Raw genomic sequence first — 19,901 nt, 5'->3', positions numbered from 1 at the left:
GTCAGCGCGGCTCCGGCCCCGGGCCGACGGGGGCGCGCGTGACCGTGCCCTCGGCCTGGCTCCGGCGCTGCTGCGCGCGTCCCAGCCACAGGCCGAGCGCGGCCCACACCAGCGCCAGCGGCACCACCACGCTCACCAGCCCGCCCAGTGCCAGGCCGAGGCGGCCGAGCAGGCCCTCGGTCTGCGCGCCGACGACATCGCCCACGCGGTAGACGAACGTGTCGATGAAGGCCTTGGCCTTGTACTTGTCCTCGCGGCCGACGACGGTGAACAGGGTTTCGCGCGCCGGGCGGGTCAGGCCGCGCTGCACGGCGCGGTTGGTCGCCTCGAGCAGGATCAGCACCAGGAACGAGCCGTAGATCGCCAGGCCGATGAACCCGACCGCCATCGCGATCGGCAGCAGCGCAAGCGCGACGCCCAGCCCCAGGCGCCGGATGATGTGCCCGGTCAACGTGACCTGCAGGACCAGCACCGCGACCTGGGTCCACATGTCGATGCTGCCGAGCAGGCCGGTGCGCGCGTCGAGATCGGTTTCCGCCGCGGCTACCATCTGCAGGCGGGTGAAATAGATGAAGGTCGCGACCACGGTCATGATGACCACGTAGCCGGCGATGCCGAGCAGGTACGGCGATGCGAACACGGCGCGGAAGCCGGCCCAGGCGCTGCCGCCGATACGCTCGTGTTCCGCCGTCCTGGCGTTCGGCGTGGGCGCTGCGGCCTCGGCCTCGGCGTGCCGGTCCGGCTGCACGCGCACCAGCAGCCAGGCCATGACGATGGCGAGCGCGAGGAAGCCGCAGGCCAGGGGCAGCAGGCTCGCGGTGCCGAGCGGCTCGGCCAGGCGTGCGGCCAGCCACGGCCCGAAGATCGCGCCCAGGGTGCCGCCGACCGCGATCAGCGCGAAGAAGCGCTTGCCCTGGTCGCTGGAGAACCGGTCCGCGAGCAAGGCCCAGAACACCATCGTCACGAACAGGTTGAAGACGCTGAACCACACGTAGAACACCTGCCCGCTGCGTGCGCCGACGGCGTCCGGCGCGAACACCAGCAGCGCCCAGAAGCCGAGCAGGCTGAGGATGAAGAAGCCGTACGTCGCCGAGATGAAGGAGAGCCGGCGCAGCCGGCTCACCATCCAGCCGAACAGCGGGTTCACCAGCAGGGTCACGACCGCCGTGCCGATGAACAGCCAGCGCACGCTGTCGAGACCGCGTTCCATGCCGAGCGCGTCGCGTGCCGGGCGCAGCATCATCAGCGCGGTCAGGATGAAGAAGAAGAACGCGCCGGCGATCGCGACCGGCGCGACCTCGTCGCGACGGAGATTGAAGAAGCCGGCGATGCGCGTCGACATCCGGCGGGCCTCAGCCGAACATCGCGGTCAGCTCGGCCTGTCGGGCCTCGCTGAGCAGCGGGCCACGGCCGGCGCGCAGCTGATCGGCCTGGCGGTCGGCGCGGCGGGTGGCCGGGATCACCGCGGTGACTGCCGGATGGCTGATCGCGAACTTCAGGAACATCTGCGCCCACGAGGTCACGCCGGCGTCGTCGGCCCAGCCCGGAAGCGGTGTGTCGCGGACCTGCGCGAACAGCCTGCCGTCGTCGAAGGCGCGGTTGACCAGCACGGCGACGCCCTGGTCCTGCGCCGCCGGCAGCAGTGTGCGCCCGGCCTGTGGCGCATTGACCGAGTAGTTCACCTGGATGAAATCGGGCTTGCGCGTGCGCATCGCCTGCAGCAGCGGCGCGTGACCGCTCTCGAGATAGTGGGTGAGCCCGATGTAGCGGGTCAGGCCCTGTGCCTTGAGTTCCTGGGCGTAGCCCCAGGCGACATCCAGGGCGCGCAGGTTGTGGACCTGCAGCAGGTCGACGCGCTCGGTGCGCAGGCGGCGCTGGGTCCGCGCCCATTGCGCTTCCATCGCGGCGCGGTCGTCGGCGGCGATCTTGGTGGCCAGGAAGCACCGCTCGCGAAAGCCGCCGTCTGCGAGCAGCGCGCCGAGCACCTCGTCGGCATTGGTGTAGTTGGGCGAGGTGTCGAACACCGTGGCGCCACCGTCGAAGAACACCCGGATGGTCTCCTTGAGGCCTTCGAACTCGGGCGAATCCAGCGCCACCTCGTAGCTGCCCGACGTACCGCCACCGATCACCGGCAGCGGCTCGCCGCTGGACGGAATGGTCCGCGTCCGCAGCGCAGCGCCATCGGACGCATCCGCGACGGCGGGGGCGGGCATCGCCGGTGACGGGGCGGCCTCGCGGCTGCAGGCGGCCATGGGCGCGAAGGCCAGACCGGTGGCGGCCAGCGAAGCGGTGGTCAGAAAGCGACGGCGCGACGGCATGGGGCGTCTCCTGCATCGGATCGGTCGTCCGATCATAGGCGCTCAGCCGGAACCGGGCCCATGGCAGGGGTGGCCCACGGTGACTATGCGCGATCGGTCGGTTGCGGCCGACGGCCCTCCGGGCGCGCCGGCACGGGAGTACGCTGTCGCTCCGCCGCGGCCGCGGTGCCGGCCCCCGCACGCGGCCGCAGGGCGTGTGCCGGGATCCGGGAACCAGTGAAGTTTTCCGGATCCGGGCCGATCTTGGGGCGTGCAGGACGACGGAAGCGAGATGGCGCTGGACGAACGAAAGCTGGCGGTCTCGGATCTGCGGACAGGCATGTATGTCTGCCGGCTGGACCGTGACTGGGAAGGCACCCCCTTTCTCCTTCAGGGCGTACTGATCGATTCCCAGGACGACATCGATACGCTGTCCCGGCTGTGCGAGCACGTGTACATCGACCTCGAGCGCTGGGACGGGCCGCTGGGCCTTGCGCTGCTCGCCGAGGACGCGTCTGCCGCCGTCGCCGCGCCGACGACGGCGCGTGAGGCGCGCGTCTTGCGGGATGCCGACATCCGCGCCCTGCAGGGCTCGACGCCGTATCCGGAACAGGTCGAGTTCGAACAGGAGCTCGCCGACGCCCGTGAGGCCCATGCCCGCGCCACAGCATTCGCAACCCGCGTGCTCGACGACGTCCGCAACGGGCGTCCGCTCTCGCCTGCGGACGTGCGCGAGGCGGTCGAGCCGATGGTGCGCAGCCTCGTGCGCAATGCCGACGCCTTCCTCTGGCTCGATACCCTGCGCGAACGCGGCCGCTACGAATATGCCCACGCCCTGGGCTGCAGCGCGCTCGCGGTGGCGTTCGGGCGACATGTCGGATTGCCGGAGCCGATGCTGGTCGACCTCGCGAGCGGCGCGCTGCTGCTCGATATCGGCAAGCTGCGCGTTGAGCCGTCCCTGCTCACCACGGGCGAGGTCTACAGCAGCGCACAGATGCGCTCGATGCAGACGCACGTGACGCACGCGCTGGCGCTGCTCGACGAGAGCGGCGCCGTGCCCGCGCACGTGCGCGAGATGGTGCGTACGCATCACGAACACGTCGACGGCACCGGTTATCCCGCGGGCCTGGCGGGCGATGCGATTCCCTTGCTCGGACGGATCGCCGCGGTGGTGGATGCCTACGATGCGATGACCAGCGACCGGCCCCATCGTCGCGCCGTCGGCCAGCACGTCGCGCTGCAGGCGCTGTACCGCGACCGGGGCAGCCGGTATGCGCCCGAGGTGGTCGAGCAGTTCATGCAGTGCATGAGCGTCTATCCGATCGGTTCGCTGGTCGAGCTGAGCACGGGTGAGGTCGCGATCGTGATGGCGCAGAACGCGGCGCGCCGGCTGCAGCCACGGGTCATGGTGCTCACGGCGCCGGACAAGCGCCTGCTGGAGCAGTTCCACAGCCTCGATCTGATGGTCCGTGCGCATGGTGACGAGCCGGTGCGCATCGTCGCGCCGTTGCCGCCCGGTGCCCACGGGCTCGACCCGGTCGCATTGTTCCTGTGAGCGGGGGATCCGGATGCTGAACCGCGCGGAGGCGTTCGACTGCGTGGCGCGGCTGCGCGCGCAAGCCAGCTCAGATGCGCCGGCCGCCGTGCTGGTGGTGCGGGTCCAGCGCATGCGCGACGTCGAACTCTCGTTCGGCTACGACGCGGCCGATGCGCTTGCGGTGCACCTCGAGCAGCGCGTGCGCGAGGTGTTGCGTCCGGGCGATACGCTCGTGCGCACGGGCGAGGCGGACATGCTCGTACTGCTGCCGGCCCTGCACGGGCGGGCCCATGCCGCGCTGGCGGCGGCGAAGATCGTGCGCGCACTGCAGATGCCGTTCAACGCGGCGACCGGCGACATCCATCCACTGGTGGTCGTGGGGATCACCGTCTGCCCCGAGGACGGCGAGACCCCGGAACTGCTGTGCCGGCGCGCGGATCGTGCCTGCGACGATGCGCTGCTCAGCGTGGAGCGCATCGCGTTCTGGAGCGCGCCGTCGATTCCGCTCGAGGCCGTCCAGAAGGCGCTGCGCGGGGCGATCGCGGAGAACCAGCTGCAGCTGCATCTGCAGCCGATCCAGCGCATGTCCGACGGCCGCATCGTCAGTTACGAAGCGCTGTCACGCTGGACGCACCCGGTCCTGGGCCCGGTGCCGCCGGCGCTGTTCGTCGGCGTGGCCGAACGCAGCGGACAGATCGGCGATCTCACGCGCTGGACCCTCAACGTCGGCCTGCGCCACCTGGCCGAATTGCGCGGCGCAGATCCGGATGCCCGGCTCGCGGTCAATCTGTCGGTGGAAGTGCTGCAGCTGCCGGGTTTCGTCGATCAGGTGTTCGACCTCATGCGGCTGTGGTGCGTGCCGCGCGATGCGCTGGTGCTCGAGGTCACCGAGAGCGCGCTGATGCGCGACGTGGCCCAGTGCGAGCGCCTGCTCGCCGCGCTGCGCGAGGGCGGCGTGCGTATCGCGATTGACGATTTCGGTACCGGGTATTCGTCGATGGCCTACCTGCACCGCCTGCCGGTGGATGCGCTGAAGATCGATCGCAGCTTCATCCACGACATGGCCACCGACATCCGCGCGCAGCGTCTGGTCGGCACGATGATCGAACTCGCCCATCAGCTCGGCCTCAACGTCGTGGCCGAAGGCGTGGAAGCGCCGGAATCGCTGGCGCAGCTGGCGGCGCTCGGCTGCGATTACGCCCAGGGTTATCTGATCGGCCGCCCGACCGCGGCCGAAGACGTCGTCGCCGCGGCGCTCGCGGCGGCCGCCGCGACGCGGCCGGATACCGCCTGACAGGACGCGTGAGTGGACGCGGCACCCGTGACGCTTCAGGCGCCGCCGCTGCCCGAGCGAGTCACCTCGGTCGTTGCGACGGTGTGGCGTGCGGGCCCTGGCTCAGGCGCCCGTCCGTACGCGGAGTGCTGTATTCGCATCCGTATCCGCGGACGCGCCTCGCTGTGGTCGAACGGCGTCCGCCTAACGCAGGCGTGCGGCGACGCTGTCCCAGCTGACCAGCTGCCAGAACGCCTCGAGATACCGCGGGCGGTTGTCGCGATAGTCCGGATACGCGGCGTGCTCCCACAAGGAGACCGCGAGTAGCGGGGTGTCGTCGCCAGTCAACGGGGTCGCGGCGTTGGCGGTGGCCACGATGCCCAGGCGACCGTCGGGGCGTTGCACCAGCCACACCCAGCCCGCACCGAACTGGCGCAGGGCGACGGCGTTGAAGCGTGCGCGCAGGGTGTCGACATCGCCGAAATCGCGCGTGACGGCTTCGCCCAGCGCCCCTTTCGGCCCGCTGCCGCCGGCGGCCGATGGCCGCAGCGAATGCCAGTAGAAGGCGTTGTTCCAGGCCTGCGCCGCATGATCGAACAGCTCGCCTTGCGCCTTGCGCACGATCGCCTCGAGTGGCGCCTCGTCCAGCTCGGTGCCGGCGGTGAGCGCATTCACCCGTTCGATCAGTGCACGTTGATGGTGGCCGTGATGCTGGTCCAGGGTCTCGCCGGACAGGTGCGGCTCGAGCGCGGTGCGGTCGTAGGGGAGTGCGGGTAATTCGAGGGGCATGAGGCCGGAAATCCTGTGAGCCGCTGGCCGCAGCGACGACGCGATAGAATGTGCCGATTCTAACCCTGACCGTTGCCGGCATCGCCCGGCGGCTTGGTCACGCAGGAGTGGTATCCGTGTCGATCCTCGAACGCATCCAGGCCGAAATCGACGGCCATGCCGTCGTGCTGTTCATGAAGGGGACGCCGCGCTTTCCGATGTGCGGCTTTTCCGCGCGCACCGTGCAGGCGCTGCACGACGCGGGCGCGCGCGGCTATCGCACGATCAACGTGCTCGAGGAGCCGGAGATCCGCGCCAACCTGCCGCGGTTCTCGAATTGGCCGACGTTCCCGCAGCTGTTCATCCACGGCGAGCTGATCGGCGGCTGCGACATCACCCTGGAGCTGCACGAATCCGGCGAACTCGCGCGCATGGTCGCCGAGGTGCTGCAGGCGTGAGTGCGGTCGTGTCCGACGCGCCGGCGACCGCGGGGTCGCTGGCCGGGCGCGTCGTGCTGGTGGCCGGCGCGCACGGCGGTCTCGGCGAGGCCGCGGCGCTGGCCTGCGTGCATGCCGGCGCCACCCCCGTCCTGCTCGGGCGCAAGGTGCCGAAGCTCAACCGGCTGCACGACCGGCTGCAGGCCGCAGGCGGCACGCCGGTGCTGTATCCGCTCGATCTGGAAGGCGCATCGCCCGACGACTACGCCGATCTCGCGACGCGTATCGATGCCGCATTCGGCCGGCTCGATGGCGTGCTGCATGTCGCGGCGCACTTTTCCGGACTCACACCGCTCGAGCACACCGATCCGGCAGCGTTCGCGCGCGCGCTGCACGTCAACCTCACCGCGCGCTGGTGGCTGACCCAGGCCTGCCTGCCGCTGCTACGCCGGGCCGACGACAGCGCAGTGGTGTTCGCGATCGACGACCGCGCCCGCAGCACCGGCGCGTACTGGGGCGGCTACGGCCTGGCCCAGGCCGGCCTCGAGGCGCTGGTGCGCATGCTCCACGCGGAGCTGGCGCGCTCGCCGGTGCGGGTGAGCGGCCTGCAGCCGCCGCCGATGCGGACCGCGCTGCGCGCCCGCGCGCACGTGGAGGAAGACGACCGCATCGCCCGTGACCCCGGCGACGTCGCCGCGGCCTGCATCACCTTGCTGGCGCCGGAAGGCGTGGCCCACCGTGGCGAGATCTGGTCGCCCGCCTCGAGCCTTTCCGTATGACCATCGCGTCTGCCGCGCTGCTGCTGTTTCTGATTCTCGATCCGCTGGGCAACATCCCGGTGTTTCTCAGCATGTTGCGGCGCCTCACGCCACAGCGGCAGCGGATCGTCCTCGCACGCGAGCTGCTGATCGCCCTGCTGGTGCTGATGGGCTTCCTGTGGGCGGGCAAGTACGCGCTCGAGGTCATGCACCTGCGCCAGGAATCGGTCGCGATCGCCGGCGGCATCGTGCTGTTCCTGATCGGCATCCGCATGATCTTCCCGCCGCCGGAGGGCCTGATGGGCGAGATCCCCGACGGGGAGCCCTTCATCGTGCCCATGGCCATCCCGTTGGTCGCCGGCCCCTCGGGCATGGCGGCGGTGATGCTGATGGGCAGCAACGAGCCCGATCGCCTCGGCGAATGGAGCCTGGCGCTGATGATCGCCTGGGGCGCGACTGCGGCGATCCTGTTTTCGGCCACCTACCTCTACAAGCTGCTCGGTCTGCGCGCGCTGACCGCGATCGAGCGCCTGATGGGCATGCTGCTCGTCGCCATCTCGGTGCAGATGCTGCTCGACGGGCTGGTCGGTTTCCTGCGGGGCGCCGGCGCCGCCTGAGCACGTGACCGTGGCGCGACAAGGGTTTGGCGGCCACATCTCCGGTATCGGATAAAAACGAGTCAGGTCAGTGGCTTGCGTCGCATCCGGGATGTCACGGCACTGTCATTTTCGCCGTCTACCATGTTAACCTGTTGTTAACCACGGCATGCCCACGCGCCGTTGGCCGGGGCTTCCCACCGTCTGTTCCACGTCCTGAACGTCGCTCGCCGCGAGGCGTCGACGCACTCCACGCACCGAGGCTTACACCCATGACTCACATGCACCGCGCCCGACTTTCCAAGCTGTCGCTCGGCCTGATCGTCGCACTCGCCGCCGCGCCCGCCTTCGCGCAGAGCACCTCCGCCGGTGTCGGCGGTCAGGTCACCGGCTCCGGCGGCCAGCCCGTCCAGGGCGCGGAAGTCACCATCGTCCACACCGAGTCGGGCACGGTCAGCCGGGCCACCACCGATGCCAGCGGCCGCTACAACGCCCGCGGCCTGCGCGTCGGCGGTCCGTACACGATCACGGTGACCAAGGCGGGCGAGGGCACGCGCACCGAAGACAACGTCTTTCTGAATCTCAACCAGGTCAACACGGTCAACACCGCGCTGACGGGTGACATGACGACGCTGCAGACGGTGACCGCGACGGCGATCGGCGGTGGATCGGAAATCTTCAGCGCGAACAAGATGGGTACGGGCACCAACGTCACCAGCGCCGAAATCGAAGCGCTGCCGTCGATCAGCCGCACCCTGCAGGACTACGCCCGCCTCGACCCGCGCGTGTCGCAGACCGACAAGGCCCGTAACGAGATCTCGATCGGCGGGCAGAACCCGCGCTACAACGCGATCCGCGTCGACGGCATCAACAGCGGCGACACGTTCGGCCTGGAATCCAACGGCCTGGCCGCACCGCGCCAGCCGTTCTCGATGGACACCATCGACGAAATCGCCGTGGACGTGGCCAACTACGACGTCACGATCTCCGGCGGCGTCGGCGGCGTGATCAACGCGGTCACCAAGTCGGGCACCAACAATTTCAGCGGCACGGTCTACGGCATCTACCGTGACAACGACTGGTCCGGCAAGAACCAGAACGACATCCGTCCGGTGCTGTTCGACAACGAGACCACGTACGGTCTGACGTTCGGCGGCCCGATCATCAAGGACCGCCTGTTCTTCTTCGCCAACTACGAGAAGTACACCGGCAAGGAGCTGTTCATCGGCAACTCCAGCTTCGGTCCCACCGGCTCGGGCGCCAGCAACATCGTCGGCATTTCCCAGGGCGACATCGATCGCGTCATCGGCATCGCCCGTAACACCTGGGGCTTCGACGCGGGCTCGCTGGCACTTCCTGCGCTCGATACCGAGTCCGAGGAATACGGCCTGAAGATCGACTGGAACATCAACGACAACCATCGCGCGAGCTTCCGCTACGCGAAGTCGGAACAGAACCAGGCGTATCTGCAGGGCTTCGGTAACACCTCGCTGGCGCTGAACACGTATCACTACATCAAGAACTACGAAGTCGAGACCTCGACTGCGCAGCTCTTCAGCGACTGGAGCGACATCTTCTCCACCGAGATGAAGGTCTCGTACCGCGATTACTTCGTGCCGCGCGTGCCGCTGGCCGATCTGCCGGCAATCTCGGTGCGCATCGGCAACAACACCTTGAATCTGGGTACGGAAGAGAACACCCACGTCAACGCGGTCGGCACCAAGACCTGGAACGGTTTCTTCGCCGGTAACCTGTTCCTCGGCGACCATACCGTGAAGTTCGGCTTCGATTACGAAGACAACGACATCTACAACCTGTTCGGTCGTCGCCTCAATGGCGTGTACACCTACGACAGCATCGATGCCTTCCAGGCGGGTAACGCGAGCCGTTACCAGTTGTTCTATCCGCGTGACGGCGTGCGCGACAACATGGCAGCCGTCTTCGGTCTGAAGAACGTCGGTCTGTTCCTGCAGGATTCTTGGGCGATCAACTACAACCTGACGCTGAACCTCGGCGTGCGCTACGACGAGCCGCGCGTCAGCGGTTCGCCGTTCTACAACCCGCGTGCGTTCGCGGCCTTCGGCTTCGACAACAGCCAGACGATCGACGGCAATGGCCTGTTCCAGCCGCGCGTCGGCTTCAACTACACATTCGACAGCGATCGTCCGACGCAGCTGCGTGGTGGCGTGGGCCTGTTCCAGGGTGCCGCGGCAAGCGTGTGGCTGTCGAACGGGTTCTCGAACTACGGCCGCGACGCGTACGTCGACTACCTGTTCTCGAGTGGATTCAACGGCTTCAACCCGGATCCCGCTGCGCAATGTGCGCTCGTGAGCCAGAACGGTCGGCCGTGTCCGCCCACCAGCGCTGCCAGCGGCGCCGAGGCCATCGATTTCATCGATCCCGATCTGGGGCAGCCGGCCGTGTGGAAGGCAAATCTGGCGTTCGACACCGAGCTTCCGTGGTGGGGCGTTGTTGCATCGGCTGAAGGCGTCTGGACGCAGGTCAAGGAAGCGATCTATTACCAGGAGCTCAATCTCGGTGACGCCACGCGTACGGGTCAGGATGGCCGCGCGCTTTACTACAACGCTGCCGGCTACGATCCGCGTTGCTTCACCGTGGCGGGCGCCGTGGTCGCGAATGCGGGCGGTGTCGCGACGGGCTGCTCGCGCGCAAGTGGAACGGGGTTCGTGTCCAACGTCGACGCTCGTACGGATCGCGATCGCAACTTCACCAACGTGATCATCGCGCGTCCGACCGACGAGGGCGAGAGCCAGCAGTACACGTTCGCGCTCAACAAGCCGTTCAACGACAGTGACTGGTCGTGGCAGCTGGCGTACACCTATACGTATGCCACCGAAGTCAGCGCACTGACCAGCTCGACCTCGGGTTCGCAGCTGGGCAACAACGCGGTGTTCCAGGCGAACGAGGCGGTTGCTTCGCGCTCCAACTACGAGATTCGTGATCGTTTCTCGGCAGCACTGAGCTGGCGTCGTGCGTTCTTCGGTGACAACAACACGTCGGTCGCAATGTTCTATGAAGGCCGTTCGGGTCGTCCGTTCAGCTACACCTTCGACAACGACGCCAACGGCGACGGCCGCCTCAACGATCTGCTCTACATCCCGACCGGCCCTGGCGACGTCCGCTTCGGCTCGGCGGCGGAAGAGGCGGCATTCTGGGCGTACGTCGACGGCGACGAGTACCTGCGTTCGCACAAGGGCCAGATCGCCGGCCGCAATGCCGCACGCAACCCCTGGGTCAACCAGTTCGACATTCGCATCTCGCAGGAATTCCCGGGCTTCTTCAACGGCAACAAGGCTGAAGTCGCGCTGGACATCCTCAATGTCGGCAATCTGATCAACAAGGATTGGGGCCGCATCGAGGAAGTCGGCTTCCCGGCGATGAAGGGCATCGTCGAATACGGCGGCGTGGGCGCGGACGGCAAGTACGTCTACCGCTTCAACACCCCGGACGCGGCGACCATCTACGACGACCGCGGCGTGTCGCGCTGGGCTGCACAGCTCAGCTTCCGCTACAAGTTCTGATCCCCGGATCGAATACGTGACACACGAAACGGCCGGGGCAACCCGGCCGTTTCCGTTTGTGCGGAGGGCTGCGCTACAGTGCCGCACCAACGAAAACAGCAGAAGAAGAGCAGGATGAGCAACGAGAACAGGGCGGCGACGGCGCTGCCTACGGTAAATGCCTACGTCTATCCCCGCGGCGGCCTGGACGTGCTGTCACGCGACGAGGTCGCGCGGCTGAAGGACGCCTCCAGTGGCGGCATGCACGACCTGCTGCGCCGCTGTGCGCTGGCGGTGCTGACCAGCGGCAGCGCGTCCGACGACCCGCGGGCCGCGCAGGAGCTCTACCCCGATTTCGACATCCAGGTGCTGCAGCAGGACCGGGGCATCCGGCTCGAGCTGATCAATGCACCGGGCATGGCCTTCGTCGACGGCCAGATCATCCGCGGCGTCGCCGAGCTGCTGTTCGCCGTGGTCCGCGATCTGGCGTATACCGCGATCGAGCTCGATCCCGAGGATGCGGCCGACCTCGATTCGTCGCCCGGCATCACCAACGCGGTGTTCGGCCTGCTGCGCAACGCGCGGCTGCTGCAGCCTGGCGATCCGAACCTGGTCGTGTGCTGGGGCGGTCACTCCATCAACCGCGGTGAGTACGACTACACCAAGCTGGTCGGCTACGAGCTGGGGCTGCGCGGCATGGACATCTGCACCGGCTGCGGCCCGGGTGCGATGAAGGGCCCGATGAAGGGCGCCAACGTCGCCCACGCCAAGCAGCGCCAGTATCCGGCGCGCTACATCGGCATCACCGAGCCGGGCATCATCGCCGCCGAATCGCCGAACCCGATCGTCAACCAGCTGGTGATCATGCCGGACATCGAGAAGCGTCTCGAATCGTTCGTGCGGCTCGGTCACGGCATCATCGTGTTCCCCGGCGGCGTGGGCACGGCCGAGGAGATCCTCTATCTGCTGGGCCTGCTGCTGCAGGAGGAAAACCGCGACATCCCGTTCCCCTTCATCCTCACCGGCCCGACCGCGTCGGCGCCGTACTTCGAGCAGATCGACCAGTTCATCCGGTTGACGCTCGGCGACGAGGCTGCGTCCCGCTACGAGATCATCGTGGCGGATCCGGAGGCCGTCGCCCGGCGCATGTCGGCCGGCATCCGCAAGGTCAAGGAATACCGGGTCGCGCACAAGGACTCGTTCTACTTCAACTGGTCGATGACGATCCCGCTGGACCTGCAGCGGCCTTTCGTGCCGACCCACGAGGCCATGGCCGCGCTCGACCTGCACCACGGCCGCAGGCCGCACGAGCTGGCCGCCGACCTGCGCCGCGCGTTCTCCGGCATCGTCGCCGGCAACGTCAAGGAGGACGGCCTGCGCCGCGTGGAGGAATTCGGCCCGTTCCGGATCAACGGCGACCGCGACATCATGCAGTCGCTCGACGCCCTGCTGCGCGCGTTCGTCGAGCAGCGGCGCATGAAGATCGCCGGCGACTACAAGCCCTGCTACGAAGTGGTGGCCTGAGGCGACAGGACGGTGCGCGCGTTGCGTTCATCGTCCACTGCCGACCGTCCGTCCGTCACCGCTTGAAGGACGGACGGCGCTGGCTAGACTGCGCACTGGGGAGCACCGGGCGTACCGGTGACGCGCGGGGACAGCATGCGAGCGAGGGGATTCACACTGGTGGAGCTGATGGTCGTGGTCGCGATCGTCGCGGTCCTGGCGGCCATCGCGTTCCCCAGTTTCGAGGCGACGATGCGCTCGAACCGGGTGGCGACCACCACCAACGAACTGCTGGCCTCGTTCGCGCTCGCGCGTTCCGAGGCCCTGCGCAGCCCCGGGGGCGCGCAGGTCTGCTCCAGCACCGATGGCGCCACCTGCACCGATAGTGCCTGGGACCAGGGATGGATCGTCTGGATCAACATCGACGGACAGGGCGCCCAGCCGGTTGCGGCGGACGGTGACCGTGTCGTGCGCTACTCGCAAGCCAAGCCGGGCGTCGCAATCACAACCGCCGCCGGGGCTGCGAATACCAGCTTCCGCTTCGATCAGCGCGGCTTTCTTATCGGTGGCGCGCGCGCGTTGACTCTGGCCTCCGCCACCTGCCCGACAGGTGCGCCACTGGTACGCACGTTTGACGTGAGGCCGACCGGTGGAGCATCCATCATGCGGGGGGATTGCCCATGACACCGCCCCGTTTCGCCCAGCGCGGCTTCTCGATGATCGAGGTGCTGATCGCCATCGTGGTGCTCGCGATCGGCCTGCTCGGCTTCGCGCTGCTGCAGACGACGAATCTGCGCTACACCCAGAGCGCCAACAACCGCACGCTGGCGACCAATCTGGCCTACAGCCTGCTGGACCAGATGCGCACGAACCGTCTGGCGGCTGCCCAGTACACGGCGGCAGGGTTCGCGACCAACACCCTCACGGTGGCCAACGCGTGCGGTGCGATCGCCGCCGCCGACGCGGTGGCCCAGGGCATCGGCAACTGGCGCTGCCAGGTGATCAACGCCCTCGGGCCATCGGCCGCGGCCACGGTCACCTACAACGCGTCCGGCGTGGCCACGGTCCAGTTGACTTGGGGTGAGCGCACGGCAGCCCCGAACGCAGGGTCCACCACGTTCACTGCGAGGACCCAGCTGTGAGGCTTTCCATTCCGTACCACCTGCGCGGTGTATCGCTGATTGAAATGATGGTGGCGCTCGCGATCGGGGCGTTCCTCATGCTCGGCCTTGCACGCGTGTTTTCGGCGTCGCGCACGGCCTACCAATTGTCGGAAGGCGTTTCGCGTGTGCAGGAGAACGGCCGCTTCGCGATCGACTTCATCCAGCGCGATCTGCGTATGGTCGGCCACATGGGCTGCGTCAACGACCAGTCGCATCTCCAGAACGCGGGCGCCCTGCGCAATCTCGTTCCTGCGGGCGGATCGGGGGTCAACTTTCCGTTCGGTATCCAAGCCTACGAGGCGACCAAGACGACGGCCGCTACGATGAATCTCGGCACGGCCGCCAATACCTGGTCTCCGGCCCTGCCCGCCGCGGTCGCCGCTCTGAACCCGGCGCGGGGCAGTGACGTGCTGCAACTGCGCTTTCTCGCAAGCGAGGGCGCGCCGGTGAGTTCGATCGCTGTGGCCGGTGCGGTGTCCACGATCACCGTGCCCAGCGCCCGTTGGGGCGCGCTGACCCAGGGAGGCGTGACTGTGCCGACGATGATGGGCTTGGCAGACTGCAGCTTCGTCGATCTGTTCCTGCCGGCTGCGACTAACCCCGGCGCCGGCACGGTGACCGTGAATGCCGCGCTCGACCGGTACACCCCGCAGCCTGCGGGGCAGACGATGCTCTATCGCCTTGAATCGGTCGTGTTCTACGTCGGGACCCGCCCCACAGGCGAGCGCGTACTGATGCGCGCGCGTGCCAACCCCAATGGCTCCTATGCTGCAAGCGAAGAGCTGGTGGAGGGAATCGAGAGCATCCAGCTCCAGTTGGGTCTCGACCGCAACACCGCCGCCATGCCAGGCACGTCTCCAAGCGGGTACGTGGAGAGCTTCGTGCGCCCCTCCGCGATGGCCCCGGTCGCGATGAACACCGAGCCGCGTTGGCGGTCTGTCGGCGCCGTGCGCGTCGGCGTACTCGCCAGCAGTCCCGATCGCGCGGCAGCCGGGCAGGCCGTTGATGGCCGCAGCGTTTTGGGTGTGACATTTACGCCTGCCGATGCCGCCGACAGTCGGTTCCGGTACGGCTATGAGGCCACCGTTGCGTTGCGAAACCGCCTTTATGGGAACTGACATGGGTCGAATCCATCCGCGCGCTCAGCGAGGTCCGCGCGGCCAGCGTGGTGCCGTGCTCTATATCGCACTCATCATGCTCGTGCTGCTGGCGCTGTTAGGGATCGTCGGTATGCAGGTCGCGGGCTTGCAGGAGAGGATGTCCTCAAACTATCGCGCTGTGAATCTGGCGTTTCAGGAAACCGAGGCTCTAGCGCGTAGTGCCGAGTGCGCGCTCGAAGACCTGGTCAACCGCACGTCGACAGCCGGCTGTACGGCCGTCACCAGCGCTGACATCCGGTCCTGCGATGTCGGCTTCGATCCCGGCGGCTGGGCCCGGGATCGACTGCTGAGCCAGACCGGTGCGGTCAATGCGCGACTCATCGGTCCCTGCATTTCAGGAAACTCGACGCTCGACATGGGTGGCGCGATTAACGAAGACCCCAATCCGATCTATCAGGTCACCGCGTTCCGCGTAGATGATCCGACCAATCCGACGGCGCAGGCCGTCATCGACACCATCTTCAGGCCGTGAGGGCAGCGCCATGAAAGGCCGCACAAAACTTTACGCCGGCGCCACGGCAGTCGTTCTCGCGGGGAGCGCTTACTTCCTGCATTCGGTCATGGCCGTGCAAGGCCAGGGTGTGCTCGCGCAGCAGCCTTTGAACGTGCAAGCTCAGATCCCGCCGGCCTTCATCATGGCGGTCGACGATTCGGGTTCGATGACATTCGAAACTCTGTTTCCCGGTCAGGATGGCGTGGGCTGCTGGAATCCTGCAACGGCCCCCAATGGCTTCTTCCTAAGCGGATCCCTCCGAACGGTGGCCGGTACGGGAGGCACCTGCGGCTACAACCACGTGATCCCGTATACCGGACACCGTATTGACACGAATCGTCATGCGATCCCGCCGATCTCGACATTCGGATTCGCGCGTTCTCCTGAATTCAACCCGTCGTACTTCAACCCGGACGAAACCTATCTGCCGTGGCTCAATGCTGATGGCACGCCGTACGGTTCCAGTGCAGCCAACCCGCTGGGCAACGCTTCTACCACAGCGACCCGGGCGGACCCTCGCAACGCCACGCCCACGCTCAACCTGACGGCTGTCCGCGAAGAAACCAACGCCAACCTTTTGTTCCGTGCGCTCAACGGCATGGTGCTGCCGGCCGCCACGGAGTACTTCCTGGCAGGTAACAATGCCTGCGGCGGGCTTGGGGCTACTGCAGCCACGCGGAACACTTGGGTCACGCTCGGCGCGAATCACACCGTTACTGCGACCTGTAACATCGGGATCCGATATTACCCCGCCACTTTCTATCTCCGCACGGGCACCACAGCACCCGCTGGCTACAGAACGACTGTCGTCGCCGCAGGCGCCACCGGTGGGCGCCGGTTGATTGCTAATGCCTGTGGCAACGGCTGCAACATGTACCAGTACGAGATCAGGCTGGATAACTACACGTCCGCAGCGGCATACAACAGCGCGCTGCAGAACTTCGCCAACTGGTTCTCGTTCTACGGCAACCGCAACCGCGCCATGGTAGCGAGCATGACGCGGGCGATGAGTGACATCCAGAACATGCGCGTCGGGTACTTCACTATCAACAACCGGGTCAACCCGGTGGCAATGCGCAGCATGAGTTCGCCCACCGACAAGGCGGCGCTCTATACCAACATGCTTGCGCTGCCGGCCAGCGGCGGCACGCCCAACCTGTTTGCTGTCGATCACATAGGTCAGCAGTTCCAGCGCACAGACGCGAACGCGCCGATCCAGCTGGCCTGCCAGAAGAACGCCGCCATGCTGTTCACCGACGGCTACAGTAACCAGAACAGTCCGGGCGCACCTGCCGTCACCGGTCTGGGGGCGCCGTTCGATCCCACGCCGGCAAACAGCCTGGCTGCGATCGCTACGCGGTATTACCAGACGACGTTGCGTACCGGTCCAAACTTTCCCGAAGGACGCGTACCTGTCCCTACCGGCTGCAGTGCGGCGAATCCTGATCCTAGGCTGGATTGCAACACGAACCTGCATATGAACTTCTACGGGATCACGCTGGGCGCAACCGGCGCGATCTTCGATCCCAATGTCGATCGCGATCCGTTCGTCGCACCGTTTCCGAATTGGGTGGGTCACATCAACGACAGCCCTAGCGCTGTCGATGATATCTGGCACGCCAGTGTCAATACGCGTGGCGAGTTCATCAATGCGCGCACGCCTAGCGACGTGACCGCCGCCATGCGGCGCGTCCTGTCGTCGGTCAGCCAGGGGTCGTCGCCTGCGGGCAGCATTGCTCTGACGGGCGCGCGGATCGGCGAGGGCTCGCTGGCGGTGTTCCCGTTCTACGAGGCACGCAATAATGGCACCGACTGGTACGGCAGGTTGACCGCGCAGGGAGTCACCACCAATCCGACCACCGGCGTTACGACCTTCACCGATGCCTGGGAAGCCAGCACACGTATTCCCGCGGCGGGCAGTCGCACGAATGTCTGGTATAGCACCGGCTCAGCGGCGCAGCCGTTTACGGCGGCAAACCTCGGAAACCTGGGGGCGCTGTGCAGCAACCCGGCGCCGATGTCCTTGTGTTCCGGACCTGCGCTGGCTGCTTTGGGCGGCGCTTCGTCTACGTTGACTCTGGCGGAGGCGGTTGCTTATCTCAAAGGCGACGATAGCTTGGAGGTCGAGCGTAACAACAGCGGCACCCTGCGCTATCGCACTACGCGACTGGGCGACATCGTCAACTCTTCGCCGGTGGTGAGCGCTCCGACCGATGATTACGGTTATCGCTCGCTACCCGCTCCCTACGGCGCGAGCTATGCGACGTACATGACCGGCAAGGTGACGAGTACGGATGCCAACTTCCGTCGACCGATGGTGTATGCGGGGGCGAACGACGGCATGCTGCACGGCTTCGATGGCCGGACAACGGCGCTTAACGGCGGTATCGAGCGCTTTGCCTTCATTCCCCAGTCCGTGCTCGGGCACATGGGCAACCTGCTGTTTCCCTACGACCCTGCCGCGAGTGGAGATCAGCGATTCCAGCATCGCTACTACGTCGACGGGCCGCTCGCCGTGTCGGACGCGTACTACGACAGCGGCTGGAAGACGGTGCTGGTGGGCTCGACGGGCGCTGGCGCCAAGGGCGTGTTCGGGCTGAATCTCTCCGGGGTATCGCGTGCCTCGGGCAGTTTCGCGGAGACAGACCGGCTTTGGGAAGTCAATGCCTCGCACAGCAATGCCGACGTGCGAAACAGCATCGGTCATGTGCTCGGTCGACCCGTGATCGTTCCGGTCAAGACACGCAGCGCTGTCGGTGTTGAGACGATCAGCTGGCGTGCGATTTTCGGCAACGGCTATAACAGCACGACGAATCAGGCCGTCCTGTTCCTTGTCGACATCGGCACCGGAGCGGTTACCCGAATTCCCGCGACCGAAACCGGCGCGCCGGCTGGCGCGAATGGTCTGGGCAATGTCGTGGCACTGGACCGCTTTGCTGCGAACACGGATGGTGCATTGACGCTGCCAGGGCGTGACGGCTTCGCCGATACCGTCTATGCCGCGGACCAGAAGGGCGCGGTGTGGAAGTTCGATCTGCGTAGTCCGACGCCTGCTTCACCGACAGTGCCGTTGTTCACGTCTCGCCTTTACGACACTGGCGCAGAAGCCAATACGCGTCAGCCGATCCTAGGTGGTCTCACGGCCACGGCGGGTCGCAACGGTGGCGTGATGCTGTTCTTCGGCACGGGCAGTTTTTCGTTCGAGGGGGATCCGATCGATGCCACCGGACAGTCCCTGTACGGAATCCTCGATTCGGCGCCGGGCCAGCCGACGGCTCCGTTGACGAGAGCGAACCTGCTTGCGCAGAGCATCACTACGACCGTGGGCGGCATTCGGACCACCACTGCCAATGTTCCGGGTGCGGGTAGCCGAGGCTGGTATATCGACCTGCCGGAGCGGGAACGCTTCGTTGGCTATCCGCGGGTGGAGAACGGGGTCGTGTTCATGCCTACCTACGCGCCAGTGAGTGCCCTGCAGTGCAGCAATGCCGGCCTGAACTGGCTGTACGGACTCAATGCGCTGACGGGTGCGGCAAGCCTGTCGAGTGTTTCGTTTGATCGGCCGGGCGGCGCGTCACCGGGCGTCGGCACAGGTGCGATCTCGCTCGATACCCCAGGCACAGCTCCGGTCAAGGATGTGGCCATCTTCAGCGCGCCGCGCCTAGCGCCCCTTGCGTCCACTGCGACGGCCGCTGAACTCGCGGCGGCGCTCGACGCACAATGCTCGATGGTGGTGCAGGTGGCCGGAGCGCCGACGATGTATCTCAAGCGTCCGTGTGGACGCCAGTCTTGGAGACAGATCCAGTGAGACCAATGACCACACGTCGCTCCGCAGTACCGCCGCTGCGCGCGAGCGGCTTTACATTGATCGAATTGATGGTGGTCGTGGCCGTCATCGCGATTCTTGCCTCGATCGCGTATCCCAGCTACCAGGACTCGGTACGCAAGTCACGACGCGCGCAGGCCAAGGCCGATCTGGTCGAGCTCGCGCAGCGGTTCGAGCGTCACCATACGGTGAACAACACCTATGCGACGTTCTGGACTGCAGCGAACGTTCCTGTCGCTAGCCGTGTATCGCCTACGACAGCCGGCGCTGTCGTAGCCTACGACCTCGCCACGCAGAATGTGACCGCCAATACGTTCACGCTTGTCGCGACGCCACGAGCGGGCAGTCCGCAAGCAAAGGACACGCGTTGCGGGACGCTTAGTCTCACGAACACCGGGCAGAAGGCCAGGACCGGAACGGCTCCACTGGCCGAGTGTTGGTGAGTCCCGGGCGGACGCGCGAACATCGAGCCGTAGGCCGCTGAGTTCGTCGTTCGCTGTTATCGGGGCGCCGCGCCAGTTGCTTACTTCTTGGAATTGGCATCGCGCACGCCCTGGCATCGTGGAGTT

16 protein-coding genes are annotated in these 19,901 nt (G+C 66.7%); 13 read left to right on the top strand and 3 right to left on the bottom strand.

Annotation, left to right across the window (positions count from 1 at the left end; genetic code table 11):
• Position 1 precedes the first annotated feature (1 nt).
• On the bottom strand, positions 2 to 1,342 hold the full coding sequence (locus tag ACF3M1_RS12170) for an NTP/NDP exchange transporter (RefSeq protein WP_394001000.1): 1,341 nt from the start codon (positions 1,340 to 1,342) through the stop codon (positions 2 to 4).
• A gap of 10 nt (positions 1,343 to 1,352) precedes the next feature.
• Complete coding sequence (locus ACF3M1_RS12165; protein ID WP_394000998.1) at positions 1,353 to 2,318, bottom strand: aldo/keto reductase; 966 nt, start codon at positions 2,316 to 2,318, stop codon at positions 1,353 to 1,355.
• Between the two features lie 271 nt (positions 2,319 to 2,589).
• Here ACF3M1_RS12165 and ACF3M1_RS12160 point away from each other — a divergent pair, with 271 nt between their 5' ends.
• A complete protein-coding gene (locus tag ACF3M1_RS12160) occupies positions 2,590 to 3,852 on the top strand; it encodes an HD-GYP domain-containing protein (RefSeq protein ID WP_394000996.1) in 1,263 nt (420 codons plus the stop codon).
• A gap of 13 nt (positions 3,853 to 3,865) precedes the next feature.
• Entirely contained in the window at positions 3,866 to 5,128 is a 1,263-nt protein-coding gene (locus ACF3M1_RS12155) for a putative bifunctional diguanylate cyclase/phosphodiesterase (RefSeq protein ID WP_394000994.1), read from the top strand.
• 183 nt (positions 5,129 to 5,311) lie between these two features.
• Here the strand turns inward: ACF3M1_RS12155 and ACF3M1_RS12150 are convergent, their stop codons facing one another.
• Positions 5,312 to 5,896 carry a superoxide dismutase gene (locus tag ACF3M1_RS12150; RefSeq protein WP_394000992.1) on the bottom strand — a complete coding sequence of 195 codons (585 nt, stop codon included), beginning with the start codon at positions 5,894 to 5,896 and terminating at the stop codon, positions 5,312 to 5,314.
• Between the two features lie 116 nt (positions 5,897 to 6,012).
• On the opposite strand from ACF3M1_RS12150, the gene grxD reads away from it, so the two are divergent.
• The 11 genes from grxD to ACF3M1_RS12095 all read left to right on the top strand — a co-directional run bounded on the left by grxD (position 6,013) and on the right by ACF3M1_RS12095 (position 19,775).
• A complete protein-coding gene (gene grxD, locus ACF3M1_RS12145) occupies positions 6,013 to 6,333 on the top strand; it encodes a Grx4 family monothiol glutaredoxin (protein ID WP_394000990.1) in 321 nt (106 codons plus the stop codon).
• The gene (locus ACF3M1_RS12140; RefSeq protein WP_394000989.1) at positions 6,330 to 7,091 is read left to right on the top strand and encodes an SDR family NAD(P)-dependent oxidoreductase; all 762 of its coding nucleotides are present in this window, start codon (positions 6,330 to 6,332) and stop codon (positions 7,089 to 7,091) included. Before grxD ends, ACF3M1_RS12140 begins: the two co-directional genes overlap by 4 nt.
• Positions 7,088 to 7,687 (top strand): YhgN family NAAT transporter, encoded by a 600-nt coding sequence (locus ACF3M1_RS12135; RefSeq protein WP_394000987.1) that lies wholly within the window; start codon positions 7,088 to 7,090, stop codon positions 7,685 to 7,687. Before ACF3M1_RS12140 ends, ACF3M1_RS12135 begins: the two co-directional genes overlap by 4 nt.
• A gap of 251 nt (positions 7,688 to 7,938) precedes the next feature.
• On the top strand, positions 7,939 to 11,208 hold the full coding sequence (locus tag ACF3M1_RS12130; RefSeq protein ID WP_394000985.1) for a carboxypeptidase regulatory-like domain-containing protein: 3,270 nt from the start codon (positions 7,939 to 7,941) through the stop codon (positions 11,206 to 11,208).
• A 114-nt stretch (positions 11,209 to 11,322) separates the two neighbouring features.
• Complete coding sequence (gene ppnN, locus ACF3M1_RS12125) at positions 11,323 to 12,711, top strand: nucleotide 5'-monophosphate nucleosidase PpnN (protein ID WP_394000983.1); 1,389 nt, start codon at positions 11,323 to 11,325, stop codon at positions 12,709 to 12,711.
• Positions 12,712 to 12,879: 168 nt separating this feature from the next.
• On the top strand, positions 12,880 to 13,374 hold the full coding sequence (locus ACF3M1_RS12120) for a GspH/FimT family protein (protein WP_394005260.1): 495 nt from the start codon (positions 12,880 to 12,882) through the stop codon (positions 13,372 to 13,374).
• A complete protein-coding gene (gene pilV, locus ACF3M1_RS12115) occupies positions 13,371 to 13,832 on the top strand; it encodes a type IV pilus modification protein PilV (protein ID WP_394000981.1) in 462 nt (153 codons plus the stop codon). The genes ACF3M1_RS12120 and pilV overlap by 4 nt, the downstream gene beginning before the upstream one ends.
• Positions 13,829 to 14,971: a PilW family protein gene (locus ACF3M1_RS12110; protein ID WP_394000979.1), complete on the top strand. Its 1,143-nt coding sequence runs from the start codon at positions 13,829 to 13,831 to the stop codon at positions 14,969 to 14,971. Before pilV ends, ACF3M1_RS12110 begins: the two co-directional genes overlap by 4 nt.
• 55 nt (positions 14,972 to 15,026) lie before the next feature.
• Positions 15,027 to 15,485, top strand: coding sequence for a PilX N-terminal domain-containing pilus assembly protein (locus ACF3M1_RS12105; protein ID WP_394000977.1), 459 nt, complete (start codon positions 15,027 to 15,029; stop codon positions 15,483 to 15,485).
• Between the two features lie 10 nt (positions 15,486 to 15,495).
• The gene (locus ACF3M1_RS12100) at positions 15,496 to 19,314 is read left to right on the top strand and encodes a pilus assembly protein (RefSeq protein WP_394000975.1); all 3,819 of its coding nucleotides are present in this window, start codon (positions 15,496 to 15,498) and stop codon (positions 19,312 to 19,314) included.
• A gap of 5 nt (positions 19,315 to 19,319) precedes the next feature.
• The gene (locus ACF3M1_RS12095) at positions 19,320 to 19,775 is read left to right on the top strand and encodes a type IV pilin protein (RefSeq protein ID WP_394000973.1); all 456 of its coding nucleotides are present in this window, start codon (positions 19,320 to 19,322) and stop codon (positions 19,773 to 19,775) included.
• Positions 19,776 to 19,901 lie beyond the last annotated feature (126 nt).

This window comes from Luteimonas sp. WGS1318 (assembly GCF_043187535.1).
GTDB lineage: Bacteria > Pseudomonadota > Gammaproteobacteria > Xanthomonadales > Xanthomonadaceae > Luteimonas.
This window is presented reverse-complemented; position numbering and strand designations above follow the sequence as displayed.